General features: G+C 64.3%; 23 protein-coding genes. 14 read left to right on the forward strand and 9 right to left on the reverse strand.

What is annotated here, in order from left to right; all coding sequences use genetic code 11:
* Window positions 1-60: 60 nt before the first annotated feature.
* A complete protein-coding gene (locus HLH25_RS03755) occupies window positions 61-1107 on the reverse strand; it encodes a rod shape-determining protein (RefSeq protein WP_114727835.1) in 1047 nt (348 codons plus the stop codon).
* A 399-nt stretch (window positions 1108-1506) separates the two neighbouring features.
* Here HLH25_RS03755 and HLH25_RS03760 point away from each other — a divergent pair, with 399 nt between their 5' ends.
* Both HLH25_RS03760 and HLH25_RS20160 read left to right on the forward strand, forming a co-directional pair.
* On the forward strand, window positions 1507-1773 hold the full coding sequence (locus HLH25_RS03760) for a cell envelope biogenesis protein OmpA (protein WP_182972799.1): 267 nt from the start codon (window positions 1507-1509) through the stop codon (window positions 1771-1773).
* 123 nt (window positions 1774-1896) lie between these two features.
* Window positions 1897-2307: a hypothetical protein gene (locus tag HLH25_RS20160; RefSeq protein ID WP_246401158.1), complete on the forward strand. Its 411-nt coding sequence runs from the start codon at window positions 1897-1899 to the stop codon at window positions 2305-2307.
* A 69-nt stretch (window positions 2308-2376) separates the two neighbouring features.
* Here the strand turns inward: HLH25_RS20160 and HLH25_RS03770 are convergent, their stop codons facing one another.
* The 3 genes from HLH25_RS03770 to HLH25_RS03780 all read right to left on the reverse strand — a co-directional run bounded on the left by HLH25_RS03770 (window position 2377) and on the right by HLH25_RS03780 (window position 5782).
* On the reverse strand, window positions 2377-3957 hold the full coding sequence (locus HLH25_RS03770) for a 2-isopropylmalate synthase (protein WP_182972800.1): 1581 nt from the start codon (window positions 3955-3957) through the stop codon (window positions 2377-2379).
* A gap of 309 nt (window positions 3958-4266) precedes the next feature.
* Window positions 4267-4827 carry a chloramphenicol phosphotransferase CPT family protein gene (locus HLH25_RS03775; RefSeq protein WP_182972801.1) on the reverse strand — a complete coding sequence of 187 codons (561 nt, stop codon included), beginning with the start codon at window positions 4825-4827 and terminating at the stop codon, window positions 4267-4269.
* Between the two features lie 49 nt (window positions 4828-4876).
* Complete coding sequence (locus tag HLH25_RS03780; RefSeq protein ID WP_182972875.1) at window positions 4877-5782, reverse strand: N-acetylmuramoyl-L-alanine amidase family protein; 906 nt, start codon at window positions 5780-5782, stop codon at window positions 4877-4879.
* A 561-nt stretch (window positions 5783-6343) separates the two neighbouring features.
* On the opposite strand from HLH25_RS03780, the gene HLH25_RS03785 reads away from it, so the two are divergent.
* A complete protein-coding gene (locus HLH25_RS03785) occupies window positions 6344-9328 on the forward strand; it encodes an Rne/Rng family ribonuclease (RefSeq protein ID WP_182972802.1) in 2985 nt (994 codons plus the stop codon).
* A gap of 167 nt (window positions 9329-9495) precedes the next feature.
* On the opposite strand, the gene HLH25_RS03790 is transcribed toward HLH25_RS03785, so the two are convergent.
* Entirely contained in the window at window positions 9496-10368 is an 873-nt protein-coding gene (locus tag HLH25_RS03790) for a dimethylarginine dimethylaminohydrolase family protein (RefSeq protein WP_182972803.1), read from the reverse strand.
* Between the two features lie 411 nt (window positions 10369-10779).
* On the opposite strand from HLH25_RS03790, the gene HLH25_RS03795 reads away from it, so the two are divergent.
* The 4 genes from HLH25_RS03795 (at window position 10780) to HLH25_RS03810 (ending at window position 16076) form a co-directional block, all read left to right on the forward strand.
* Entirely contained in the window at window positions 10780-12225 is a 1446-nt protein-coding gene (locus tag HLH25_RS03795) for an ABC transporter substrate-binding protein/permease (protein WP_343065487.1), read from the forward strand.
* Entirely contained in the window at window positions 12215-12973 is a 759-nt protein-coding gene (locus HLH25_RS03800) for an amino acid ABC transporter ATP-binding protein (RefSeq protein ID WP_182972805.1), read from the forward strand. Before HLH25_RS03795 ends, HLH25_RS03800 begins: the two co-directional genes overlap by 11 nt.
* Before the next feature lie 131 nt (window positions 12974-13104).
* Window positions 13105-13866, forward strand: coding sequence for a class II aldolase/adducin family protein (locus HLH25_RS03805; RefSeq protein WP_182972806.1), 762 nt, complete (start codon window positions 13105-13107; stop codon window positions 13864-13866).
* A 209-nt stretch (window positions 13867-14075) separates the two neighbouring features.
* Window positions 14076-16076 (forward strand): FUSC family protein, encoded by a 2001-nt coding sequence (locus HLH25_RS03810; RefSeq protein ID WP_182972807.1) that lies wholly within the window; start codon window positions 14076-14078, stop codon window positions 16074-16076.
* A 477-nt stretch (window positions 16077-16553) separates the two neighbouring features.
* On the opposite strand, the gene HLH25_RS03815 is transcribed toward HLH25_RS03810, so the two are convergent.
* Window positions 16554-16820: a 2OG-Fe(II) oxygenase family protein gene (locus HLH25_RS03815; RefSeq protein ID WP_182972808.1), complete on the reverse strand. Its 267-nt coding sequence runs from the start codon at window positions 16818-16820 to the stop codon at window positions 16554-16556.
* A 171-nt stretch (window positions 16821-16991) separates the two neighbouring features.
* Here HLH25_RS03815 and exbB point away from each other — a divergent pair, with 171 nt between their 5' ends.
* Genes exbB through HLH25_RS03830 form a run of 3 tightly spaced genes read left to right on the forward strand, consistent with a single transcriptional unit; the run spans window position 16992 to window position 19042 of the window.
* Entirely contained in the window at window positions 16992-17732 is a 741-nt protein-coding gene (exbB, locus tag HLH25_RS03820) for a tonB-system energizer ExbB (RefSeq protein WP_182972809.1), read from the forward strand.
* Between the two features lie 6 nt (window positions 17733-17738).
* Entirely contained in the window at window positions 17739-18182 is a 444-nt protein-coding gene (gene exbD, locus HLH25_RS03825) for a TonB system transport protein ExbD (RefSeq protein WP_182972810.1), read from the forward strand.
* On the forward strand, window positions 18179-19042 hold the full coding sequence (locus HLH25_RS03830) for an energy transducer TonB (RefSeq protein ID WP_310889056.1): 864 nt from the start codon (window positions 18179-18181) through the stop codon (window positions 19040-19042). The genes exbD and HLH25_RS03830 overlap by 4 nt, the downstream gene beginning before the upstream one ends.
* 4 nt (window positions 19043-19046) lie before the next feature.
* Here the strand turns inward: HLH25_RS03830 and HLH25_RS03835 are convergent, their stop codons facing one another.
* Genes HLH25_RS03835 through HLH25_RS03845 form a run of 3 tightly spaced genes read right to left on the reverse strand, consistent with a single transcriptional unit; the run spans window position 19047 to window position 21638 of the window.
* On the reverse strand, window positions 19047-19196 hold the full coding sequence (locus HLH25_RS03835; protein ID WP_182972811.1) for a DUF2474 domain-containing protein: 150 nt from the start codon (window positions 19194-19196) through the stop codon (window positions 19047-19049).
* On the reverse strand, window positions 19183-20202 hold the full coding sequence (cydB, locus tag HLH25_RS03840; RefSeq protein ID WP_182972812.1) for a cytochrome d ubiquinol oxidase subunit II: 1020 nt from the start codon (window positions 20200-20202) through the stop codon (window positions 19183-19185). The genes HLH25_RS03835 and cydB overlap by 14 nt, the downstream gene beginning before the upstream one ends.
* Window positions 20203-20204: 2 nt before the next feature.
* On the reverse strand, window positions 20205-21638 hold the full coding sequence (locus HLH25_RS03845; protein WP_182972813.1) for a cytochrome ubiquinol oxidase subunit I: 1434 nt from the start codon (window positions 21636-21638) through the stop codon (window positions 20205-20207).
* 275 nt (window positions 21639-21913) lie between these two features.
* Between HLH25_RS03845 and HLH25_RS03850 the strand changes: the two genes are divergently transcribed.
* From HLH25_RS03850 to HLH25_RS03865, 4 genes are all read left to right on the forward strand, one after another.
* Entirely contained in the window at window positions 21914-22948 is a 1035-nt protein-coding gene (locus tag HLH25_RS03850) for a Dyp-type peroxidase (RefSeq protein ID WP_182972814.1), read from the forward strand.
* Window positions 22949-22959: 11 nt separating this feature from the next.
* On the forward strand, window positions 22960-23775 hold the full coding sequence (locus tag HLH25_RS03855; protein ID WP_182972815.1) for a family 1 encapsulin nanocompartment shell protein: 816 nt from the start codon (window positions 22960-22962) through the stop codon (window positions 23773-23775).
* Between the two features lie 127 nt (window positions 23776-23902).
* Window positions 23903-24238 carry a hypothetical protein gene (locus tag HLH25_RS03860; RefSeq protein WP_182972816.1) on the forward strand — a complete coding sequence of 112 codons (336 nt, stop codon included), beginning with the start codon at window positions 23903-23905 and terminating at the stop codon, window positions 24236-24238.
* 107 nt (window positions 24239-24345) lie between these two features.
* Entirely contained in the window at window positions 24346-24525 is a 180-nt protein-coding gene (locus tag HLH25_RS03865; RefSeq protein ID WP_182972817.1) for a hypothetical protein, read from the forward strand.
* Window positions 24526-24531 lie beyond the last annotated feature (6 nt).

Consider the following 24531-nt stretch of genomic DNA (forward strand, 5'->3'; position numbering starts at 1 on the left):
AGTCGCAGCCCTCATTATGCCGGACGTTCATCGCCTCGGCCCCCCGCGTTTCGCCTGCCGTCAATACATGCTGGTCAGGACATTCTTCAAACGTTTCATCTCTTCCAGGGCGCGTCCAGTCCCGAGCGCCACGCAGGAGAGCGCATCCTCGCCGACCGTGACCGGCAGGCCGGTGGCCCGGCGCAGCACGTCGTCCAGACGATAAAGCAGGGCGCCGCCACCCGTCAGGACGATACCCTTGTCCACGATATCGGCCGACAGTTCGGGCGGCGTGTTCTCCAGCGCCGTCGTCACCGCGTCGACAATCTGGCTGACAGGCTCGGCCAGGCTTTCGGCGATCTGCGCCTGCGACACCACCACCTCGCGCGGGACGCCGTTGATCAGGTCGCGCCCCTTGACCTCGCGCCAGCCACCATGGTCGTCGGGATCGTCGGGCGGCAGCGCCGAGCCCAGTTCGATCTTGATACGCTCGGCCGAGCTTTCGCCGATCAGCAGATTATGATTGCGCCGGATGTAGGAGATAATCGCCTCATCCATCTTGTCGCCGCCGACGCGGGCCGAACGCGCATAGACGATGCCACCCAGCGAGATCACGGCGACCTCGGTGGTGCCGCCACCGATATCGACGATCATGCTGCCCGAAGGCTCGGTCACCGGCAGGCCGGCGCCGATCGCGGCCGCCATCGGCTCCTCGATCAGGAACACCTTGCGCGCGCCGGCGCTCTCGGCACTTTCCTGGATTGCCCGGCGCTCGACGGCCGTGGAGCCGGACGGCACGCAGACGATGATCAGCGGGCTGGCGAACATCCGCCGGTTATGCACCTTGCGGATGAAATGCTTGATCATTTCCTCCGCAACCTCGAAATCGGCGATCACCCCGTCGCGCAGGGGGCGGATGGCCGTGATGTTGCCCGGCGTGCGCCCGACCATCTGCTTGGCTTCCTCGCCGACCGCCAGCACCTGCTTCTTGCCGCGCACATCGGCGATGGCGACCACCGACGGTTCGTTCAGGACAACGCCACGTCCCTTGACATAAACAAGGGTATTGGCCGTGCCGAGGTCGATGGCCATATCGGCCGATAAGAGACCCAGCAGACGAGCAAACATCCAGAACTCCCGACAAACAAGCACGACACGGCGGCACATGATCCGAAATGGCGCGCGCACGACCTGCCGAACAGCAGTCCGTCGGGACGCGCCCCAATCGGTTGGATCAGGCCGAGGGCTTACCGGGGCTACAGAACACGGGCAAGGCCCAGCGACATTAATTCGTGCTTTTCAGGCCGTCACCCTCTTCCGACCATGAAAAAGACAGGCTCCATGCCCATATCTGCCTCAGGCCACTCTTCCCGCCAGAGGGAAACGACCGGCGAAAAAACGCGGGTCGCCTTTTTTTCGCCACCGGAACGCCCCGCCACGCACATGACCTGCATGGAAACTCATGGCATCGGAAGACATTACCCCGTAGCTGGCAAACAGCGTGGCCTCTCGACAAGGAAGACGATCATGACGATCCGCACCCAAGCCTCTCTCTTCACTCGCGCAGCCCTGCTCGGTGCCGGGCTCCTGGCGCTGGCGGGTTGCGGCAACCCATACGATCCCGGTGCACGCGCCGGAACGGGCGCGCTGATCGGCGCGGGCGGCGGTGCTGCAATCGGTGGACTGGCTGGCGGAGGAAGAGGCGCCCTGATCGGTGCCCTCGGCGGCGGCGCGCTCGGAGCCGCCACCGGAGCCGCCACCACGCCCAATCCGCCGTCCCGCCGCAGATATTAAGCCGGATTACCGATCCGCCGGCGACACTGGCTCTCTCCATCGTCCAGCGATGGGGAGAGCACGCAATCCGGCGTATCCTTTGATATCCATGGTCCCGTACGGGACTGAAACCACGAGAATTCCATGAGCCCTCCCCGCACTTCCGCCGTTCCAACCCGTGGCCTCATCCGCAAGGCCGGCGTCCTGACACTGAGCGTCGTGGCCGTGTCGCTTGCGGCGTGCAGCAATCCATATGATCCCGGCCAACGTGCGCTCGGCGGCGGCCTGATCGGCGCTGGCGGCGGCGCGGCGATCGGCGCACTGGCGGGCGGAGGCCCGGGGGCCGCGATCGGCGCACTGGCCGGTGGCGCGGTCGGCGCGGCAACCGGCGCCGCCACCACGCCGAACCGGCCGCGACAATATTATTATCCGTCGCGAGGTTACGCGGCCCCTGGCTACGGACAATACGGGCCATATGGGCAGCCATCCTACCCGCCGCCGGGCTATCCGCCGCCGCCGCCCCCGCCGCCACCCGCGGGCTATTACGATTACTGACCCGGCATAAAAAAAACGGGGCCTCCCGAAAGAGGCCCCGCCTGTCCGCTCAGTCCGCGATACCAGCTATCAGATGGTCGCGCTCAGCGCCTCGGGCTCGGTCCGGGCACGTTTGACCAGCAATTTGTTCAGGGCATGGACATAGGCCCTGACGGCGGAAACCAGCGTGTCGCTGTCCGCGCCCTGGCCATCGACCAGCTTGCCGCTCTCTTCCAGCCGAACGGTCGTGCGCGCCTGCGCGTCGCTGCCTTCGGTCACCGCTCCGACTGAATAGAGTTGCAGGCTGGCGTCGTGAGGGAAGATTGCCCGCACGGCGTTGAACGCCGCATCGACCGGCCCCTGCCCGTTTGCCTCGGCGCTTCGCGTCTCTCCGTCGATATCCAGCGTCAGGGCCGCGCGCGCCGGGCGGCGGGAACCGGCCTCGATATCCAGGGAAACGAAGCGGATGCGGGCGTGATCGCGCGCTTCGTCATCCACCAGGGCGACCAGGTCTTCGTCGTAGACGACCTTCTTGCGGTCGGCCAGGTCCTTGAAGCGTGCGAAGGCATCGTTCAGATGCGCATCGTCCATCTCGCCATAGCCCATGGCCTTCAGCTTGTCGCGGAAGGCCGCACGGCCCGAATGCTTGCCCAGCACCAGCGACGACCGGGTCCAGCCTACGCTCTCCGGGGTCATGATCTCGTAGGTGGCGGCGTTCTTCAGCACGCCATCCTGATGGATGCCGCTTTCATGCGCGAAGGCGTTGCGTCCGACGATCGCCTTGTTGGGCTGCACATCGAATCCGGTGATCGTCGCCAGCATCCGCGAGGTTCGCAGCAGGTTCTGCGTCTGGATGCCCGTTTTGTAGGGCAGTACATCCTGACGCGTCCGCAGCGCCATCACGATTTCTTCCAGCGCCGCATTGCCCGCGCGTTCGCCGATGCCGTTGATCGTGCATTCGATCTGTCGCGCACCGGCCGCCAGCGCGGCGATGGTGTTGGCGACACCCAGGCCCAGATCATTATGATTATGGGCCGAGAAGATCACCGTGTCCGCGCCGGGAACACGCGCCTTCAGGTCGGCGAAGATCCGGGCCATATCTTCCGGCGTCGCATAACCGACGGTATCGGGGATGTTGATGGTGGTCGCCCCGGCCTTGATCGCGGCTTCGACGCAACGGCACAGGAAATCCGGGTCGGTACGCGAACCGTCCTCGGCCGACCATTCGACATCGTCCGTGAACTGACGCGCCGCCTTGTTGCCGGCGACAATCAGTTCCAGCACCGTCTCCGGCTCCATCCGCAGCTTGTATTTCATGTGCAGCGGCGAGGTGGAGATGAAATTATGAATGCGGCCGCGTTCCGCCGGGCGGATGGCCTCGCCCGCGCTGGCGATGTCGTTCTTGCCGCCGCTGCGGGCCAGGGCGCAGATCACCGGGCCACGGATGGTGGAGGCGATCTGATGCACGCTCTCGAAATCGCCCTTCGAGGCTACCGGAAAGCCGGCCTCGATGACATCGACGCCCAACTCGGCCAGGGCTTCCGCCATCCGGAGCTTCTCGGCCAGATTCATCGAGAAGCCGGGAGATTGTTCGCCGTCGCGCAGGGTCGTGTCGAAGATGATGACCCGGTCGTCGTCAATACGGCCGAAGGACGGATGGTCGATTGTCATGAAATACCTCGGACAGGTCCGGAATGTTCGCCTGCAAACGCCGATGCGGCGTTGGCTCCTCGCATACGGGGCATCCCCCGCGATCTCCCCTGGGCGCGCCGGCACCAAGCCGACCCTGAACGCTCAGGGGCAGATAAGTCGAAGGCTAAGGAGAAGGGCGACCCGACCACGGGCACGCGACAGGGCCGGCGCCACTGCGCCCGACAAGCCTGCCGTCATGATCGTTGCGGAATTCATGGGCGGCACCATACAGGCCGATCCGCCGATTGCAACAGAATTATCGGGCGAGGACAACCAGCCCGTACGCCATCACAAGGCGAAGGCGTCGCGAATGCCCTGCGCGACCTGCACGGGCGTCATGCCGGCCGTATCCAGTTCCAGATCGTAGTCCATGTTGCGATGCACGCGGCCGTACTGCCAGCGCGCCAGGCCGATCGCGCGGTCGCCCCGCGCGCGCTCCCGCTCTTCAAGAACCTCCAGCGGCGCGAACAGCCCGACCAGACGCACGTCACAACCCGCCAGCAATGCCCGATAGGCGCGCGCGTCAGCGGCATCGAGCATCACGTCGTCCACGATCAGGTCGTTCCCCTGCCCCGCCAGCGCCGCCACGGCGTGGCGCATGCCGTGCATCAGGCGCCCCATCACCGGGCCGCCGCGAATGGCCATCGCAGGGTAACCATCCGCGATCTCGGGTACGAACGCCAGACCGTCTGGATGGCCCAACAGGCGGGGCGGCAGCATGCCGATGAAATCGTCCATTGCGACATGCAGGAAAGGCCGCTCCGTCAGCTCCTGGAATGCCCGCGCGGCGGAACTTTTGCCGACGCTGCCGACGCCGTTGAGGATGACCACGCAAGATCGTCGGACCATTCGGACACTCCGCAGCGGAGGATTGGAGGACGGGCGCCCCCCACGCGCGTCAGCCGGTCAGACGGGTCACGCCGCCGGCCGAGGCGAAATAGCGGTCGACCGCCTGCTTCATCGCGCCGGCAACCATCATTCGATGCCCCGCCTGACGCAGCGCGGCCTCGTCCATCCGGTTGGACATGAACCCCATCTCTACCAGAACTGACGGAATGTCGGCCGATTTCAGCACGACGAACGCCGCATGGCGTGCCGGATGGGTCAGCAGGCCGATCCGGGGCCTGAAGGAATCCACCACGCTGGCGGCCATGTGCGCGGCCCCGCGCCGCGTTTCCTCCGTCACCAGGCTGGCCAGGATCGCCGCCACTTCGGGCGAATTGGCATGCACACGCGGGCCGCCGAACCGGTCGGCGCTGTTTTCGGTCCGCGCCAGGGCCGCGCTCTGGGCGTCGGAAGCCTGCCCCGACAACGTATAGACGCTGGCCCCACGTACCGACCGGTCGGTCAGTGCGTCGGCATGCATGGAAATGAACAGCGACGCACTGTGCGCGTGCGCGATCTCCACCCGCCCTTCCAGCGGGATGAAGCGGTCGTCTGTCCTGGTCATGGCAACGCGGTAGGCGCCGCTGGCCAGTAATTGCCGTTGCAGTTCGCTGGCGGCGGCCTCGGCGATATGTTTTTCGTAGGTGCCGGAAACCCCGATCGCGCCGGGATCCTTCCCGCCATGGCCGGGATCGAGCATGATCAGCGGCAGGGGCGCCGCCGCCCGCCCTATGATCGCCGGAGCATGCAGGGGGTGCGGCCGCGCATGCGCGGCGGCCCGGTGCGTGACCGCCCCCGCGCCGCCTGGCCGCGCGGCCAGCCCCGCGCCCAGGGTGGCCAGCAGGATCGCGCGCCGCCCCTGCCCGGCCGGCCGCGCTGCGGAATGATCAGCATCCATGAAACCGCCCCTTATGGCCATTTCCACGCGCAACGATAGCAGACTCTGTTCCCTTCGTCTGCATTTCAACAGCTTGCAGGAAATCTTTGACGCGGACCATCAGCCTGTCGTCGCGCGTTGCGACAGCGCTTGCAGCGCGGGCTCAGTTGGGTCATGCTTGTACCGTGATGGGTCTCCGCCTGTTGGCGCCGGAAAACGGCCCGACCGGCAGGATCTGGCCCATCCGGCAGGCCGCACCCGTGACCCACGGACCACGGATGCCGCTCCGCCCCGACCGCAAGGCCGGCGCAGGATGACGATGCCCTTTATTCCGACGCCGCACCGCGCATGCGCAGGTGTGCGTCACCGCCTGATGAGGATGGATGAACGCCACGCGATCCGCGTTCGCAGACAGCCCGGTACAGCGCGCGTCACATGGGACGCGCGCGGGCATGATCTGCGCGGATTTCGCCGCAACGGCTTCCGGATCCGTCGAATTGTCTCCCATTTCCATCTTTGCCCCTCCCCCCCGTCGCAAAGGCGCGTCCCCCATGAGGACGCCGGACAGACGGCAGGAGCGGGCATTCCGGAGTTCCGTTTTTAATGACCAAGCGCATGCTGATCGACACGACACACGCGGAAGAAACCCGCGTGGTCGTGATGGATGGTAACAGGCTCGAAGATTACGACGTCGAGGCTTCGGCCAAGAAGCAGCTCAAGGGCAATATCTATCTGGCCAAGGTCATCCGGGTAGAACCCAGCCTGCAGGCCGCCTTCGTCGAATATGGCGGCAACCGCCACGGCTTCCTGGCCTTCAGCGAGATCCACCCGGATTATTACCAGATTCCGGTCGCGGATCGGGAGAAGCTGCTGGCCCTTCAGGAAGAGGAAGCCCGCGCCGAGGAAGCCCAGGCTGACGACGACGCCGATGCCGATGCAGCGCCCGCGATGGCGGACGCTCCGGCCGAGGACGCGCCTGACGGCGAGGCGGAACCGATGCCGGAAACCGTCGGCGGCGAGACCGATACCGGCGACGAGAGCATGGTACAGCGCCGCATCGCCCGCTTCCTGCGCAACTACAAGATCCAGGAAGTGATCCGGCGCCGCCAGGTTCTGCTGGTCCAGGTGGTCAAGGAGGAACGCGGCAACAAGGGTGCTGCGCTGACCACCTATATTTCGCTGGCCGGCCGCTATTGCGTGCTCATGCCCAATTCGCTGCGGGGCGGCGGCGTGTCACGCAAGATCACGTCGGTCGCCGACCGGCGGCGCCTGAAGGACGTGATCGCGGAACTGCAGATTCCGCGCGGCATGGCCATGATCGTACGCACGGCGGGTGCCCAGCGCCCCCGGCCCGAGATCATGCGCGACTGCGAATATCTGCTGCGGCTGTGGGACGACATCCGCGACCTGACGATGAATTCGGTGGCGCCCGCGCTGATCTATGAGGAAGCCAGCCTGATCAAGCGCGCGATCCGCGACATCTATACCCGCGACGTGACCGAGATCCTGGTGGATGGCGAGCCTGGCTGGAAATCGGCGCGCGACTTCATGCGCATGCTGATGCCGCAGAGCGCGCCGAAGGTGAAATGCTGGCGCGATGGCGCCCAGCCGCTGTTCTCGCATTTCAATGTCGAGGGCCTGCTGGATTCGATGCTGTCGCCGACGGTGCAGTTGCGCTCGGGCGGTTATCTGGTCATCAACCAGGCCGAGGCGCTGGTGGCGATCGACGTCAATTCGGGCCGGTCGACCCGCGAGCGCAATATCGAGGAAACGGCGCTGCGCACCAATCTGGAAGCCGCCGAGGAAGTGGCTCGCCAGTTGCGTCTGCGCGATCTCGCCGGCCTGATCGTCATCGATTTCATCGACATGGAAAGCCGCAAGCACAATGCGATGGTCGAGCGGCGTCTGAAAGACGCGCTGCGGACCGATCGCGCGCGGATTCAGGTCGGTTCGATTTCGCATTTCGGCCTGCTGGAGATGTCGCGGCAGCGTCTGCGGCCCTCGATCACGGAATCGAGCTTCACCCCCTGCCCGCATTGCCAGGGCACGGGCATCATCCGCGGCACCGAAAGCGCGGCGCTGCATGTGCTGCGTGCGATCGAGGAAGAAGGCGCCCGCCGCCGCGCGGCCGAGATCACGGTCCATGTCGCCGCCGAGATCGCGCTGTATATCCTCAACAACAAGCGCGCGTGGCTCGACGAGATCGAGAAGCGGCACAAGATGCGCGTGGTGTTCTCACCCGACGCTTCGCTGCTGCCGCCTCAGTTGCGCATCGAGCGCGTGCGGCCCCAGACCGAGCGATTCGAACCGGTGGCGCAGGCCACGCTTGCCGAACCGATCGAGACCGAAGCTGAAATCGAGGCCGATGCGCCCGCCCCCGCGGTGCGCGAGATCCCGATCCAGGCTGAAGCCCCCGCCGCCGTCGAGGAAGCCCCTCGCGCCACCGAAGGCGCGGAAGACGGGACCGACCATCGCCGGCGTCGCCGTCGGCGTCGGCGTCGGCGGAACGGCGAACGGACCGTCGATGGCGCGCCTCAGTCGGCTCTTCTCGATGGCAATGGCGAGGACGATGAGTCGGACGACGACACCGTCGAGCCCGTCGTCACGACGAGCGAACCGGCTCCCGAAGTGCCCGTTCTCCGGGAACGCGAGGATGAGGGCCGTGACCGCCCGCGCCGTCGGCGTGACCGGCGCGAACCCAAAGCGGTGGACGCTCCGTATCGCGGCCCGACGCCGGCCAACCCGTTCGGCAACGGCATCATCGACATCTTCGACGTGATCGAACAGTCGACCGAAGCCGCCCTGCCTGTGGTGCCCCCGGCCCGGCGCCCGGCCCCCGAACCGACGGAGATCGTCGATATCGCCGAGACGCTCGCGGTGTCGGAGCCCGAAGCCGTGCCGGTGGCCGTGGTGGCGGAAACGGTGGTGGAAGCAGCACCCGAAACCGTGCCCACGGCCGAGCCCGGTGAGGACGCCCCCAAGCCGCGCCGCCGCCGGAGCCCGCGGACCCGCAAGAGCGTGGACGCCGAACCGGCAGCGGTCGAACCCGCCACGGTCGAGGCGGCGGCGGAGCCCGCACCGGTGGTCGCAGCCCCTGAGGCACCGGCCGAAAGCGCCGAGCCGGTAGTGGAGGCACCCGCCACGCCGACGCGGACGCGCCGTCGGCGCACGGTCAAGACTGCGGCCCCGGTTGAGGACGTGGCCGAAGAGGCGCCTGTCGAGGCTCCGGAAGAGGTCGCCGATGTCGTGAAGGAAGCGCCGGAGAAGAAAAAGCCCGGCCGCAAGCCGGCGACACGCGCGACGACCGGCACCAAGGCCCGCAAGACCACGAAAGCCGAGAAGGTCGAGAAGGTCGAAGCGACCCCCGTGGAAGCAGCCGACACGAGCGCCGAACTGGCCGATCCTGCCCCCGCAAAACCCAAGCGAGCCCGCAAGGCCCCCGCACGGGCAAAGGCTACGAAGGCAGCCGCGATGGATGCCGAAGCGGCCCCCAAGGCTGAGACAGCGGACGGACCGGTGGTGCAGCCGATCGTCATCGACGATGCCACCCCTGCCCCGGCACGCCGGACCGGCTGGTGGCGTCGCTAAGCCGCTGCCGCAATCATGTCCCTGCGTCCAAAGCGGACGCGGGGACATGATGAATGCATGTCCAGCACGTCAGCGATACAGGCCCGCCCCCATCTGGAGGCGGGCCTGTTCGCATTATAAGGTGTTGTTTGAAACGCTCCGGCGGCACATCGGCCGCCGGCACGGCCTCAGCCGGCGGCGAGCGAGGCGCGGCGCAGCGGCATCGTCATGCAATGGATGCTGCCCCCGCCCTGTGAGAACTGGTTCAACTCGGGGTCGATCACGGTCAGCCCCTCGGCCCGCAGCATCTCGTTGATGCGCTTCGAATGGCGCGGGCTCACCACACGGTCGCGACCGAGCGCCAGCACGTTGCAGCCCATGTCCCGCATCGCTTCCTTGTAGCTGACCGGCAGCAGACGGATGCCCTGCGCGCGGAACCAGTCGAGATCCTCGTCATCCAGCACGTCAGTCGCCGCGATGGCCAGGTTTTCTGTCACCATCGTGAAAATGACATCCAGATGCAGGAAATGTTCCGGAAAATGGATCATCCGCGTCGTCCAGCCGGCATCCTCGAACCAGCCCAGGAATTCGCGCGCGCCGGCCTGATCCGTGCGGCCGCCCGTCACGCCCACGGCCACCAGACCGGGACGGATGATATGGATATCGCCCCCTTCGATATGGCCCTGGGTCGCGCTCTTCCAGATATCGTCCGGCTCGTAGAACGTGCGGATCTCTCCCTCTTCCGCCTTGCGCTCGGGGCGCATCATGCGGGTAACGACCGTGCCCCAGGGCGTGGTCTGCGAACTGTCGCGCGTATAGACCTGATAGGGCATGCCCGCGCGCGGCTTGAGGAAATGGCAGGCCGCCCCCGCCCCTTCCAGGGCTGAGACCAGCTCGCCGAACTGTGCCGCCAGGGCACCCCGGTCGATCCGTACGCCCTTCGCCATGGTCTGGATCGCGATGTCGTTGCTGGGTATCCAGTTATAATTGTCGGGCGGGCATAAAAGAACATCCGACAATTCGCCGGTTTCGCTGTCGATGAACCACCGGTTCGACGTCATATCCCATTCTCCTTCCGCTCGAATGTAAAGCGAGCCCGATCCTGTTCTTCACCAATCCAAGCAGGAGATACAGGATACACGATTTAAATCGAGGGGCGTTCTCTTCAGGTCTTCGCAAATCAAGAACCAACCGAAATAGCATATAGGGTCGCTATCCGGCTGGCGCCAGCCGGACCATTCCGCCTATGATTCCGGTAGCCGTTCCGCGTCATGCCGCCATACGAAGGATGGTCCCGCTTGCCGAGCACCTGCCCGCCCGCCCTCGCTTTATCCAGATCCCGGCGTACACCAGCCCTTCAGCGCATCACACGGCGGGCCGCTCCATGGCGCCGCATATGCCTGGCGGCTCCATTCGTTCTGGCCCTCATCCTGCCCGCCGCGCGGGCACATGCCGACGATCTCCCAAGTTTCGTGCATGACGGACAATTGACGCTCTGTACCAACCCCACCCTGCCACCGATGACGTTCGTCAACGGGTCCGACACCAATGCCCTGGCCGGGATGGATATCGACCTCGCCCGGCGCCTCGCGGCCTACTGGCATGTCCCGCTTGTGCCCCAGACGATGGATTTCGAAGGGCTGTTCCCCAGCCTCTCCGCCCAGCGTTGCGGCATGGTCATCAGCGGCGTCCTGCGGCAGGCAGGCCGACTGCGGAATTATGATGCGGTGGCCTATCTGGACTCCAGCGTGGTGGCCGTCGCCCGCGTCGGCACACCGAAAATCCGCACCATGGCCGATCTGTCCGGCCAGACCGTCGCCGTCCAGTCCGGCACCAGCTACGCCGCGCAGATCGAACGGGAGAATGATCGCCTGCGCGCGGCCGGACGGCTACCGATCATCCTGCAACAATACCCGACGGAAGATCAGGTCGTGCAGCAGGTCCTGATCGGGCGCGCCCATGCTTTCGTCAGCCAGGATGTCGAACTCTACTACCGACAGAAGCAACTGGGCGGAAAAGTTACCATCATCCTGACGCCGGACTATGCGGATTTTCATCAATTCGCCGTCTATATCCGCAATGATGCGCACGACACCGAACTTTTGCAGACGGCGATCGACGACCTGACCCGACAGGGCGAACTCTCCGCCATGGCAAGGAAATGGGGCATATCGGGCGACCATCAGAGCGTCTTCACCGACCGGAAAGCGTCATCGCGCTTCGATTTCGCCACGTTCTTCAGCGCCCTGTTCTCGACAGCCTTCCTCAAGGGCGCCGCACTGACGCTGGTCATCGCCATCCTTTCGCACCTGACGGCCATCATCATCTCGGTCCCCATGGCCATGAAGCTGAACGGCCGGGATTCGATCGTCAGAAGGCTGCTCGGTCTCTATGTCGCCATATTCCGGGGGGCACCGACGCTTCTGCAACTGCTGTTCATCTGGAACGCGCTGCCGCAATTTTTCCCCATCTTCCGTGAGCACTGGTTCACCCCGTTTCTGGCAACCTGGCTCTCCCTGTCGATCAATGAATCCGCCTATCAGGTTGAAATCAACCGTGCCGCGCTGCGCGCCGTCGATCCGGGCCAGGTCCTGGCCGCCGACGCCCTGGGCATGACGACGGCGCAGACATACCGCCACGTCATCTTTCCGCAGGCGCTACGCATCGCCCTTCCGCCCACCATCAACGAATTCATCAGCCTGTTGAAGACGACCTCGCTCGCTTCGGTCATCTCGTTGCAGGAGCTTCTGGCCGTTACCCAGATTCAGGTGGCCCGCACGTTCCAGTTTACCGAATATTATGCCGCCGCCCTGGTCTATTATCTGGCGATGGTCTTCTTCTTTCTGTTCCTGCAAAAGCGGATCGAACGTCGCTTCGTCTGGGCCGACCGTGACAAGGCGTCCGCCGATGCAGCTTAGCACCTCCCCCGACCCGACCGCGCGGATCTCGATCCGTGGACTGAGCAAGTTCTACAAAGATTACCTCGCTCTCGATCGGGTCGATCTCGATGTCCGCAAGGGCGAGAGGATCGTGGTACTCGGACCGTCGGGATCGGGCAAATCCACCTTCATCCGCTGTCTCAACCGCATCGAGCCACATGACAGCGGGGTTCTGATGATCGACGGCCGCGTCATCGATGACCGCACGGACCTTACGGCGTTGCGCGGCTCGGTCGGCATGGTGTTCCAGAACTATAATCTGTTTCCTCATCTCAGCGTTCTCGACAATTGCACGCTGGCGCCTCGGCTGGTGCGGGGCGTCGGGACATCCGATGCCAAGGCCACGGCCCGCCGCTATCTCTCGCAGGTCAATATCGCCGAACAGGCCGACAAATTCCCGATCCAGCTTTCGGGCGGCCAACAGCAGCGCGTCGCGATCGCCCGCGCCCTGTGCATGAACCCCGAGATCATTCTGTTCGACGAACCCACGGCCGCCCTCGACCCGGAATCCATCTCCGGAATCGTCGGCATCATGCGCGATCTGACCGAGCAGGGAATCACCACCGTCTGCGTAACCCATGAAATGGGCTTCGCCCGCCATATCGCCGACCGCATCGTCTTCATGGACCGGGGCGCGGTGCTGGAAATCACACCCCCCGAAGAATTCTTTACCGCGCCGCGCACCGAAAGAGCGCGAACGTTCCTCGCACAGATGATCCGCCACTGACGGGCTTGCATCGAGAAGCAAAATCGCCCCCAATGGCAAGGCAGAAAGGCGGCACGGGGTGAACTGTTACCGTCGGTCGGCGCGCGCAGCCTCGGCACCTTCGGGCATTTAAAACGGAAGACTGAACACGCATGACCACATCAATCTTCCCCCCACGGCAGGCTGAACAGGACGAACGGTCCCTGCGCGAGGATCTGGCCGCCGCCTACCGGCTACTGGCTCTGTTCGACATGACGGACCTTGTCTATACCCACCTCTCGGTACGTCTGCCTGGGCCTGGCCATACATTCCTGGTCAATCCGTACGGTCTGCTGTTCGAGGAGATCACCGCCAGTTCGCTGGTCGTGGTGGATGCCGACGGCCTACCGAAACAGCCGACGAGCTGGCCGGTGAATCCGGCCGGCTTCGTCATCCATTCCGCCGTTCATCGCAGCCGTCCTGACGCCGCCTGCGTCATGCATACCCACACGCTGGCCGGCATGACCGTCGCCGCCCAGCAGCATGGAATCCTGCCGCTCAACCAGATCAATGCCGAATTCCACGGCCGCGTCGGCTTTCATCCCTACGAAGGGATCGCGGCGGACGACAATCTGAGCGAACGCGAGCGTCTGGTCCGCGACCTCGGCGACAATATCGGCCTGATCCTCCAGAATCATGGCCTGCTGACAGTCGGTATCTCGGTCGCCCAGGCGTTCTACCGCACCTACTATCTGGAACAGGCCTGTCGCATCCAGATCTCCGCACAAGCGACCGGGGCTCCACTGCACCTGCCTTCCGAAGACAAGTTGCTACGCACCCGCGCACAATTCGAGAGCGACCCGGATCAGGGTCAACTGGTCTGGCGCGCCCTGCGCCGCAAGCTGGATCGTGAACAGCCGGATTACATCCGCTAGAACATATCCTGTTTGAATGCGTGCATTCAAACAGGTGAAGATGCACGTAAAAGCAATAAACCAGAGCATTTCCATCGAACCGGTTTTCGGTGGAAATGCCCTAGCCTGGCGAGGCCCCATCGTTCGGCATGGGGGCGCGCGCGACGAGCCCCTCCTCTTTTCATGAATTCTTGTTATATCATCCGTGGTCTACTCCCTGCGCCGGCCCGATGAAAAACAATCTCTTTCCCCCCCTCCCCCGCAAGCCACGCTTTCTGAAGGCGCTGGCCCATAGCGTGATGCCTTCGGTCATCACGCACTGGCTGGGCGCGCGTGCCATCGCCATCGCGCCTGAACAGATCGCCATCCGCGAGGGGTTGCGCGCCGGCGTTGCGGTCAGCACCGTCATGCTCGTCGCGTGGCATATCAACATGCCCCTCATGGCATGGTCCGCCTTCGCCGCATTCTGGACCAGCCTTGCTGACCCTGGCGGCCTTCTCCGCCCCCGAATCAAGGCCCTGACATCCTTCGGCCTGGCAGGTGCGGTCATCACGGGCACCATATCCGCCCTGGCGGGGTACAGCACCGTCGCCGCCTGTGTGGGGCTCGGCTTCTGCGCGTTGCTATGCGGGCTGGCCCGGGCCTGGGGGGCCGCGGCAACCCAGGTCAGCGTCCTTGCCGCCATCGTCGGCGTCGTCGCCGTCTGTTATCCACAGACGCCGATGGGTGCCTTGATCCTTGCCGGCCTGTTCTCGCTGGGCGTGGTGTGGGCCATGCTGATCTGCCTGCTGGCCTGGCCCGCCGACCCCAGCGCACCGCAGAAGCAGGCCTGCGCCGCCCTGTTTCGCGAACAGGCCAGCATGGCTTTCCGCCTGCTCAGCCTGCCGCATCTTCAAGCGGCCAGCCTTCCCACCCAGCAGAGGGAACTCAGCACCTGGCGCCGCGATATCCGGCGGCGCATCGAACAAGTCCGATCCTCCGTCGAAAAACTCTCGGGCGACGCGCTGATCCGTCCGACCCGTGCCGCCCTTCTTCCCGCTATCGAGGCGGCCGACCGCATCTTCGTCACCCTGATCGCGTTCGAACATGCCGCGTTCTCCGCGCCGTTGCCGCCCGAGACCGCCCGCGTCGTCCGCATTACAGCCGCCGCCCTTCGCCGCATCGCACGAGACATTCCGCAAGGTCGCCCCGTTCCGGACAGTCTCAGCCTCTATATCCGCGCGTTCACGCGCCTCGGCGCCCATTCCAATGCCTTGTCAGCCCGCGCCGCCGCCTGGAACGCCGCCGCCCTGACCGACCTGCAAACGGCATGGCTGGACAAAGCCCCGGCTCGCGGCGGCACCACCTCATCCGCACCGACGACGCCATTGCTGCCGCTCAGCCCGATCTTCGTGCGTCACGCGGCGCGCCTGTCGGTCGCGGTGCTGGCCGCGTTCGGCATGACGCTCGCCTTTCATCTACCCTATGCCTACTGGGCGATGATGGCCGTCGTCGTCGTTACCCAACCCGGCAGGAGTACCACCCTCTCCCGCACCATCGAGCGCGTGGCCGGCAGCGTCGCAGGCGGCATCCTCGCCGCGATCGCAGGCACGCTGTGCCCGAAATGGATGGTGCTGCTGCTGATTTTTCCGCTGTCGGCCACCACCATCGCCCTGCGCAGCGTCAACTACACGTTGTGCGTCACCTTCATGACCCAGCTTTTCGTGTTGGTCACCGACCTTCTCGGGTCCGATACCGGCTGGTTGCTGGGCTTTGCCCGCGCCGAAAACAACATTATCGGCAGCCTTGTCGGCATGGCGGCCTGCCTGCTGCTCTGGCCGGAAAAATCCACCGCCTCCCTCCCTACCCTGGTCAGCCGCGCTTTCCTGGCCAATCTGCGCTATGCCGCGCTCGTCACAAGCGGCGACGGCAACCGCGAGGAAACCGAACAGGCACGCCGCGAGGCGGGCACCACGTCCAACCAGGCCGAGATCCTGTGCCAGCAGACCAGCCTCGAAGGGCTCCGCCGCTCGGAAAACCTGAAAATCTGCACGGAAATCCTCTTTCATCTGCGCCAGCAGGCCGGCATCGCCAGCACAAGTTGGCTTGAACGCAGTACCGACCACGCATCGGCCCCGACGGCACAGACCTATCAGGCGGCCCTGCGACAGTTCTCGGACCAACTCTCCGCACCGTCTTCCACCGGTGCCCATCTGCGCGACATGCTGCTGTTTCTCAGGCAGGCACACTGAACCGAAGGCACGGGGGGCTGACCCCTGTAAAAACGTGCTGTCGGCAGTCTGCTTCGTCCGCCTCCGATTCGAATTATTCAAGTGTACGCGGTATATTTCGTGTCATGCCCCAAGTAGCTTCATCAGCGCGACTGAACATGCTCGCGGCGCGTGACCGGCCACTCCCGGCAGCGGATACGAACATCTCCGGCGCATGAACGATGAATCTGCTCCAGCAGGAACTGGACATCCACCCTATCCGGCATATTGCCTGGGAGGGCATTTGCCCTATCCAACATATCGGATGTCATCCAGATTCATCACGACGCCGACCATCTGCGAACCAGATTATGATCGGTCAATGTCAGGTTTTACAATTAACCGGATCGATCATAACAATACCACCCAATCGTCCTATGTAATGCGGCGCATACGACGCTGGCTTGTCGAGGGATACAGAACCAGATCGCCCGCCAGCAGCTTGACGCCATGTGGTCCTCATGTGTCCCGGATCATCAGTTCCTCGCCGGCATATGCGTCCGGCCAAGTCAGGAGGAGCGTGGGCAACACGCCCGGACTCACACGAAATCCCTTTTCAAGATCAGGATAAATCGCAACATCCACACGCGCATCGAAATAGCGGCAAAAAGATGCCCGGTGGTAGCCCATGCTGGTAACGGCATCGTTCCGTGCGATCGGGTCCAGCCCCCGATGACAATGCGCCAGTGCATCCGGCGTCAGCATTTTGGGAATATGTAACAGCATTGATCTTTCGAGCAGCGATTGACATGGAGCGACATTCCGTCGATGCGTTTATGCGATCAATTCTTAGTTGCATATTCTCTCCATGCGGGCCATATATTCGACGACATTTCGTCGGACCGCGTGGCGCTGCGCCATCGCGCAATGATCTGGCCTGTCGAAGGTATTCGTCACATGTCCCCACTGCCGTCCGCTGCGATGCCTTTTTCTCCCTGGGAGATGTTTCTCAACGCCGGGCCGGTTGTCCGTATGGTCATGTCACTGCTGGCTTTTGCATCAGTGCTGAGCTGGACGGTCTTTCTCGCAAAATCCGTGGAGTTCTTCCGCCTCGGACGGCGCCTTGAACGAGACACACGAAGCCTTGCCGAAGCTGCCTCTCTCCAGATCGCGGAGGAACGGAGCCGGGCGACACGCAGCGTCGCGCACATGTTCGTTGCGGCCGCCGAGGAAGAACGCATTCGCTCGCACGATATCGCCGACGACCATGACGGGCTGAAGGAGCGGATCGTGCTGCATCTGGAGCGGCTGGAAGCCGCCGAGGGCCGCAGGCTGATGCGCGGCACCGGCCTGCTGGCCACCATCGGCGCCACCTCGCCCTTCATCGGCCTGTTCGGCACCGTGTGGGGCATCATGACCTCCTTTACCGGCATTGCCGCCAGCAAGGCGACCAGCCTCGCCGTCGTCGCCCCCGGCATCGCCGAGGCCCTGCTGGCCACCGCGCTGGGTCTGGTCGCGGCCATTCCGGCGGTGGTGATCTACAACCATCTCGCCCGCCAGTCGGCCACCTGCCGCGCCCAGGTGGCGGACCTGACGGCGCTGGTCATGCGCCTGGTCTCGCGTGACCTCGGCCGCATGCAGATGCTCACCGCCAGCGGGCAGGTGGTGCATTTCGGCGCCCGCATCGCCGGGGAGTGAGGCGCGATGATCCATATCCGCCACGCCGATGAAAACCCGCATGAGGCGAGCGAGATCAACGTCACGCCGTTCATCGACGTGATGCTGGTGCTGCTGGTGATCTTCATGGTCACCGCCCCGCTGACCACGGTCAACGTGCCGGTGGACCTCCCGTCCTCGACCGAAAAGCCGGCCCCGCGCCCGGACGACCCGGTGTTCCTGACCGTCAAGGCTGATCACGGCCTGGCGCTGGGCGAGGACGATATCGCGGCGGACGCCATGCCGGCGGCGCTGGCAACGGCGACCAAGGGCAACAAGGACGAGCGGATCTTCCTGCGCGCCGACAGGACGGTCGATTACGGCACCCTGATGGGCGTGATGGATAGATTGCGGGCGGCGGGGTACCTCAGGGTCGCGCTGGTCAATCTTCAGGGCCAGGAAGAAGGCGGCGCGGCCGGAGGCACGCCGTGAGCGATACGGCGGACATGGGGCGAATGGCTGACGGCCGTACGCTCCTGTTCTTCGCCGACTGGCGGACCCGGCAGCTTCGCCGCGAACGGCGGCGCGAGGTCGTGCGCTGGGGGGTATCCTTCGTCACCGTGCTGGCCGTGACGGGTGGCGTGGTGTTGTGGGTCATGCACCTGCCACCCCCGGTGATGCCGGTGCCCGAGCCGTCTCCCGCCGCGATCGCCATCGACCTTGCGCCCGAGCCGGTCTCCATCCCCACGCCGCCGACCGACGCCCCGGTCGGCCCGCGGCAGGCCGTCTCGGTGCCCGATCCGCAACCCGAGCCGCCGCCCAAAATGACAGTTCCCCCTTCCCCCGCGCCGACGCCGCCTGTTCCAGTGGCGCGGCCCGAGAGGCCCCGCCCGCTGAAAAAAAAGATCCCGCTCCACACGCATGAACGAAAGCCGGTTCCGGACAGGCCCCCACCGGCTCAGGAAACAACGGCGCCCCCGGCCTCGGAAGCCGCTGCCGCACTGCCTTCCGCGACATCCGTCTCCAGCGCCTCGTCATCGCAGGCAAGCCATGATCCGGTTACATGGCAGGGTGAATTGCTGGCACGGCTTGAACAATACAAGCGTTATCCAGCCGAATCCCAGGCGCGTCATGAAGAGGGCATCGCGATGCTGCATTTCGTCATGGATCGCAAAGGGCATGTGCTGTCGGCACGGATCAGTGCCAGCTCGCATCATGCAACCCTGGATGAAGAGACGCTTGCCCTTTTACACCGGGCGGCACCCCTGCCGGTTCCCCCTGACGGCATTCCGGGCGATGCGATCACCCTTACCGTGCCGATCGAATTCTACCTGGACCAGTCCAGAAACTGACCCATCATTTGGGAACCATCAGATGGAGCAGGGACGCCACCACAAAAAACGCCACCGTGCTGAGCGCCCAGATGGCCATGAACCAACCGATCCGTGTGGCCAGGCGCTTCGGCGCGTCATCTCCGTTGCCCTTTACGATTTCAGTGATAACCATCGGCTTCCGTCACTTTCCCGCGAAACACGCGGTAGGAATAAATGGTGTAGGTGAGGATGATCGGCAGCAGGATCGCCGTGCCGACAAGCTGAAAGAACTGGCTCGATGGTGGTGACGATACATCCCACAGCGTCAGGCTGGGCGGCACGGCATAGGGCCAGACCGTGATCCCGAGGCCCGAGAGGCACAGGAAGAACCAGCCGAGAGCACACAGGAACGGCACCCTGGAATGCCCGCGACGCAGCCCCATGGCCAGCAGCGCGCCCAATACGGCGACCAGCACGGGCACCGGTGCCACAAAGAGAATGTTCGGCCAGTCGGTCCAGCGCCGCAGATAGGGCGCATGCAGCAGCGGCGTCCATAGGCTGACCGCCACGATGCCCGCGAACAGCCCGATGGCCAGCCACACGGCCCATTTGCGGCAGGATGCCTCCAACACGCCGGTCGTCCGCCACACCAGCCAGGTCGCGCCCAGCAGGGCATATCCGCACATGACCGCCAGCCCGCACAGAACACTGAACGGCGTCAGCCAGTCGAGCGCGCCGCCGGTAAATTCACCATTGGTAACGGCAATGCCCTGGATCACCCCGCCCAGGATCACGCCCTGGCTGAAGGCGGCAATGCCCGACCCGGCCATGAAGCCGACCTCCCATAATGCCTCACGCGCGGTTCCCCGCGTCATGATGCGGAATTCGAACGACACACCACGAAAGATCAGGGCCAGCAACATCAGGACGATCGGCAGGTAGAGGGCCGGTAGAAGGGTTGCATAGGCGCCCGGAAACACGCCGTAGAGCACGGCGCCCCCCAGGACCATCCACGTCTCGTTTCCGTCCCACACCGGCGCGATCGTATTGACCATGACATCCCGCCGGCCCTGATCGCGTTCCAGAGCGAACAGCATCCCGATGCCCAGGTCGAACCCGTCGAGAATGACGTAGATCGTAATCGCGGCCACCAGGATGACGGCCCACACGATGGGGAGCCAATGTGCGAAATCCATCATGATCAGGCTCCTTCACCGGGAATGGGGCCGGCGATCCCCGGATGCGTGTGCGTTGCCAGAACATCGGCGGCATGCGCGGGGCTGGCATTATGCTCGCCTTCCTCCGGCGCGCGGCCCAGCAGACGAAGCAGGATCACCAGGCCCGACCCGAACACGATCACATAGACCACGACGAAGGCCGTCATCGTTACCGCCATGCTGGACAGGACGATGGGGGAAACACTCTCGGAAGTCCGTAGCAGGCCATAGACCGTCCAGGGCTGCCGGCCGACCTCGGTGGTTACCCAGCCGCATAACAGTGCGATGAAGCCCGCAGGCGCCATGCACACCGCCACACGATGAAAGAACGGGCTGGTGAACAGGGCGCCGCTCCGGCGCAGCCATAGCGACCAGAACCCGACCAGCGCCATCAGCATGCCGAGCGCGACCATGATGCGGAACGAAAAGAAAATGATCGGCGACGGCGGACGCTGGTCGCGGGGGAAATCCTTCATGCCCGGCACCTTGCCGTCGAGACTGTGCGTCAGGATCAACGAGCCGAGCAGCGGGACCTTGACGGCGTAATCCGTCCGTTCCGTCTTCATGTCGGGAATTCCGAACAGAAGCTCCGGAGCCCGTCCCTCGGTCTCCCAGTCGCCTTCCATCGCCGCGATCTTCACCGGCTGGTATTTCAGCGTGTTCAGGCCATGCGCGTCCCCCGCCAGAATCTGCAATGGCGCCACGATGGTGGCCATCCACATGGCCATGGAGAACATGACCCGCACCGGTTCGCGCGCCATCGCCCCAGCCCGCCGCGCCTTGAGCATATGCCACGCACCGGTCGCCCCCACCACGAACGCCACGGAGAGGAACGCCGCCAGCCCCATATGGACCAGCCGGAACGGGAAGGACGGATTGAAGATGATGGCCAGCCAGTCATCCGGCAGGAAACGCCCGGTGGCCGGGTCGATCGTATAGCCGCGCGGGGTCTGCATCCACGAATTCGATGCCAGTATCCAGGTCATCGAAATCAGCGTGCCGACGGACACGCAGCAGGTGGCCGCGAAATGCAACCCTCGCCCCACCTTGTTCATGCCGAACAGCATGACGCCGAGGAACCCGGCCTCCAGAAAGAAGGCGGTCATGACTTCGTAGGACAGAAGGACGCCCGTGATCGGGCCGGCTTTCTTCGAAAAGACCGACCAGTTGGTCCCGAATTCATAGGACATGACCAGCCCTGACACGACACCCATGCTGAAGACGATCGAAAACGCCTTGATCCAGTATCGGTACAGATCAAGAAAGACCTGCCGTCCGGTCTTGAGCCACAGCCCCTCCAGAACGGCCAGATAGGCCGCCAGCCCGATGGAGAAGGCCGGAAAGATGATATGAACGCCCACGGTGAAGGCGAACTGAAAGCGCGCAAGGAGGAGCGCGAGGTCTGGAGCGGTCTGCATCAGCACCTTCCTAAAAGCGGAACATCGGCATGCCGTCCCGAGAACAGGTCCCCCTCGGCATGCCACAATGGTCCGGTATTTCTGCCAGATCATTCACCAAACGGGCGTCCAGTATCTTTTCCTTATGGAATTATTTCTTCTTGCAAGCGGGAGCAGATTTTGCCCGGCCCGGTTACTTCCTCCACCCCGGCCGCTTGTCATAAACAGCCATCCGCCTATGCTGAACATCAGTGCGCGTTGTATATACGAACCCGTCCGCAGGGAGTTTCAGTCCGTTGGTCACACCGCAACCCGTTGGTACGAAGCTGACCCAGGCAGCCATCTTTCTTGTCGCAACTTTAAGCGAGAGCGTTTCGATCAACGCCCAGATCCGCGATCTTCTGGGAGATCTCTCATCTCTGGTGCGCGGGGTCGGCTTTCGGGTGCCCGATGGACGGTTAAGCTGCATCACCGGCATCGGTTCGCATGCCTGGGATCAACTCTTCGGCACCCCCCGCCCGCGAGACCTTCATCCGTTCCAGGAAATCCGGGGCGTACATCATGCTCCCGCCACGCCGGGCGACCTGCTCTTTCATATCCGCGCGACCCGGATGGATCTGTGTTTCGAACTCGCGGCAGCCATCGTCTCCCGGCTGGAAGGCGCCGGCGAGATCGTGGATGAAGTCCACGGGTTCAAATATTTCGACGAGCGCGATCTGCTCGGCTTCGTGGACGGAACCGAGAACCCTACCGGACAGCCGGCGCTCGACGCGGCCATCGTCGGAGACGAAGACCCCGCCTTCATCGGCGGCAGCTATGTCATCGTCCAGAAATACCTGCACGACCTCAAGAAGTGGGATGCCATTCCCACCGAAGTCCAGGAACATATCATCGGCCGCCGCAAGGTGTCGGATATCGAACTCGCGGACGCGGCCAAGCCCAGCTATGCCCATAATGTCCTCACCAATATCGAGGAAAATGGGCAGCAATTGCAGATCGTGCGTGACAACATGCCCTTCGGCGAAGTGCGCAAAGGGGAGTTCGGCACCTATTTCATCGGCTATGCGCGCTCTCCCGCGCGCACCGAGCAGATGTTGCGGAACATGTTCGTCGGCAAGCCGCCCGGCAATTACGACCGGCTTCTCGATGTCAGCACGGCCGTGACCGGCGCCCTGTTCTTTATCCCTACCGGCGAATTTCTCGATGGCGCGCCAGACATGGGCGCCGAACCGCCAGAACCGGACGGCCAGCCCCCCTCTTCCGCCCCATCCACCGATCGGCAGGGCGCGCGCGCGCGGGACGGCTCGCTTGGCATCGGCTCCTTGAAGTAAGGAAACCTGACATGAATAATCTCCACCGGCATCTGGCCCCCATTTCGAGCGCGGCCTGGGCGCAGATCGAGGAAGAAGCCGCCCGCACCATCCGCCGCCACCTCGCCGGCCGGCGCGTCGTCGATACGGCGGAGCCGAAAGGCACCGCATTCGCGGGGGTCGGCACAGGGCGCGGCACGCTGATCGACGCCCCCGGACACGGTATCCGTGCCCTGCGGCGTGACATTCTCCCGCTGGTGGAACTGCGTGTTCCCTTTACGCTCCTGCGTAGCGAGATCGACGCCGTCGAGCGTGGGTCTCTGGATTCCGACTGGCAGCCGGTCAAGGACGCGGCAAGGCAGATTGCCTTTGCCGAGGATCGCGCGATCTTCGACGGCTACGCGGCAGCGGGTATTCCCGGCATCCGCAACGGCACATCGAATGCCCATCTGAAGCTGCCCGCCCTGGCCAAGGATTACGCGCATACCATCGCCGAAGCCTTGAGCGCGTTGCGTCTGGCCGGCGTGAACGGTCCCTATTCGGTGGTTCTGGGGGCGCAGGCTTTCGCGAATGTCAGCGGCGGCGACGATGACGGCTATCCCGTCCTCAACCATATCGAGAGCATGATCGACGGAAAAATCGTCTGGGCGCCGGCCATCGAGGGCGCGTTCGTCGTGTCGATGCGCGGCGGCGACCTGGCGCTGGATATCGGGCAGGATTTTTCGATCGGCTACCTGTCCCACTCGGCGGACGCGGTCGAGCTTTACTTGCAGGAAAGCTTCGTCTTCCGTGTCCTGACGAGCGAAGCGACCGTCGCCATCGAACCGGCCGAACAGCCTGCGGCCTGATCGCCCGCCCGCGCCCCGAACGGGCGCGGGCAACGGATGCGGGCATGGAGCGTTTTATACCAGCAGGCCCTGGCCGCCCCTTTCGAAGCAGACAGACTCATCGCAAGCCTGCACAAGGATTATTGGAATGGAAACCCCCCTGGAATCCTCTCCCGAACGAGATGCACGCATTCTCGCCAAGGCAAAGGAGATGTGGATTGCCGACGGCAGGCCCGGCGCCGGGCCGGATGCCTACATGGAAGCCGCGTCCGACCTGATCGGGATGGAACTCAATGCCGATGCCGGGCAGATCCCGGTGGAATCTCCCGTTCCCCTCGACGCCAACGGTCAGCCCATCGAAGATGCGCGGCTGGAAGACAATCTGGGCAATCCCGGCGGGTCCATGAACGAACTGGACAACAAGCGGGAAACCCCGTTCGCAACCCGGCAGGAAGAAGAGAAAGCCCTGAAAGACGAGGCCTGACGCACGCAGGCCATAAGGGTATCTGACGCGCGCCCGGCAGCACGGGCGGCAGCGGCAGACGATCTGACCGTCAGGTCCCGGACAGAAAACCCCATGGGAGGCTTCGGATGATCGCAATCTATCTCGACGCCAGGAGCGATCCCGTCGCCCCTCGTGAAAACGGATGGTACATCATGGATGGCCCTACCATCCTTCTGGCAGGCCCCTTTTCCAGCAGGGAAGAGGCCGTGCTGTCGATCGACCAGCAGGAACCGGACCCTGAGGCAGGCGGCCCCTCCCCTTTCTGAGCATAC

Origin of the sequence: Gluconacetobacter dulcium (assembly GCF_014174165.1) — a bacterium.
Taxonomy (GTDB): Bacteria; Pseudomonadota; Alphaproteobacteria; order Acetobacterales; family Acetobacteraceae; genus Gluconacetobacter; species Gluconacetobacter dulcium.

Coding starts and splice junctions, on each gene's coding strand:
- HLH25_RS03760 (WP_182972799.1), top strand. CDS start 1,507: ATGACGATCCGCACCCAAGCCTCTCTCTTCACTCGCGCAGCCCTGCTC.
- exbD (WP_182972810.1), top strand. CDS start 17,739: ATGATCCATATCCGCCACGCCGATGAAAACCCGCATGAGGCGAGCGAG.
- HLH25_RS03810 (WP_182972807.1), top strand. CDS start 14,076: ATGAAAAACAATCTCTTTCCCCCCCTCCCCCGCAAGCCACGCTTTCTG.
- HLH25_RS03790 (WP_182972803.1), bottom strand. CDS start 10,368: ATGACGTCGAACCGGTGGTTCATCGACAGCGAAACCGGCGAATTGTCG.
- HLH25_RS03860 (WP_182972816.1), top strand. CDS start 23,903: ATGGAAACCCCCCTGGAATCCTCTCCCGAACGAGATGCACGCATTCTC.
- cydB (WP_182972812.1), bottom strand. CDS start 20,202: ATGATGGATTTCGCACATTGGCTCCCCATCGTGTGGGCCGTCATCCTG.
- HLH25_RS03775 (WP_182972801.1), bottom strand. CDS start 4,827: ATGGTCCGACGATCTTGCGTGGTCATCCTCAACGGCGTCGGCAGCGTC.
- HLH25_RS03755 (WP_114727835.1), bottom strand. CDS start 1,107: ATGTTTGCTCGTCTGCTGGGTCTCTTATCGGCCGATATGGCCATCGAC.
- HLH25_RS03835 (WP_182972811.1), bottom strand. CDS start 19,196: ATGGTTATCACTGAAATCGTAAAGGGCAACGGAGATGACGCGCCGAAG.
- HLH25_RS03815 (WP_182972808.1), bottom strand. CDS start 16,820: ATGCTGTTACATATTCCCAAAATGCTGACGCCGGATGCACTGGCGCAT.
- HLH25_RS03800 (WP_182972805.1), top strand. CDS start 12,215: ATGCAGCTTAGCACCTCCCCCGACCCGACCGCGCGGATCTCGATCCGT.
- HLH25_RS03855 (WP_182972815.1), top strand. CDS start 22,960: ATGAATAATCTCCACCGGCATCTGGCCCCCATTTCGAGCGCGGCCTGG.
- HLH25_RS03780 (WP_182972875.1), bottom strand. CDS start 5,782: ATGGCCATAAGGGGCGGTTTCATGGATGCTGATCATTCCGCAGCGCGG.
- HLH25_RS03865 (WP_182972817.1), top strand. CDS start 24,346: ATGATCGCAATCTATCTCGACGCCAGGAGCGATCCCGTCGCCCCTCGT.
- exbB (WP_182972809.1), top strand. CDS start 16,992: ATGTCCCCACTGCCGTCCGCTGCGATGCCTTTTTCTCCCTGGGAGATG.
- HLH25_RS03770 (WP_182972800.1), bottom strand. CDS start 3,957: ATGACAATCGACCATCCGTCCTTCGGCCGTATTGACGACGACCGGGTC.
- HLH25_RS03805 (WP_182972806.1), top strand. CDS start 13,105: ATGACCACATCAATCTTCCCCCCACGGCAGGCTGAACAGGACGAACGG.
- HLH25_RS03785 (WP_182972802.1), top strand. CDS start 6,344: ATGACCAAGCGCATGCTGATCGACACGACACACGCGGAAGAAACCCGC.
- HLH25_RS03845 (WP_182972813.1), bottom strand. CDS start 21,638: ATGCAGACCGCTCCAGACCTCGCGCTCCTCCTTGCGCGCTTTCAGTTC.
- HLH25_RS20160 (WP_246401158.1), top strand. CDS start 1,897: ATGAGCCCTCCCCGCACTTCCGCCGTTCCAACCCGTGGCCTCATCCGC.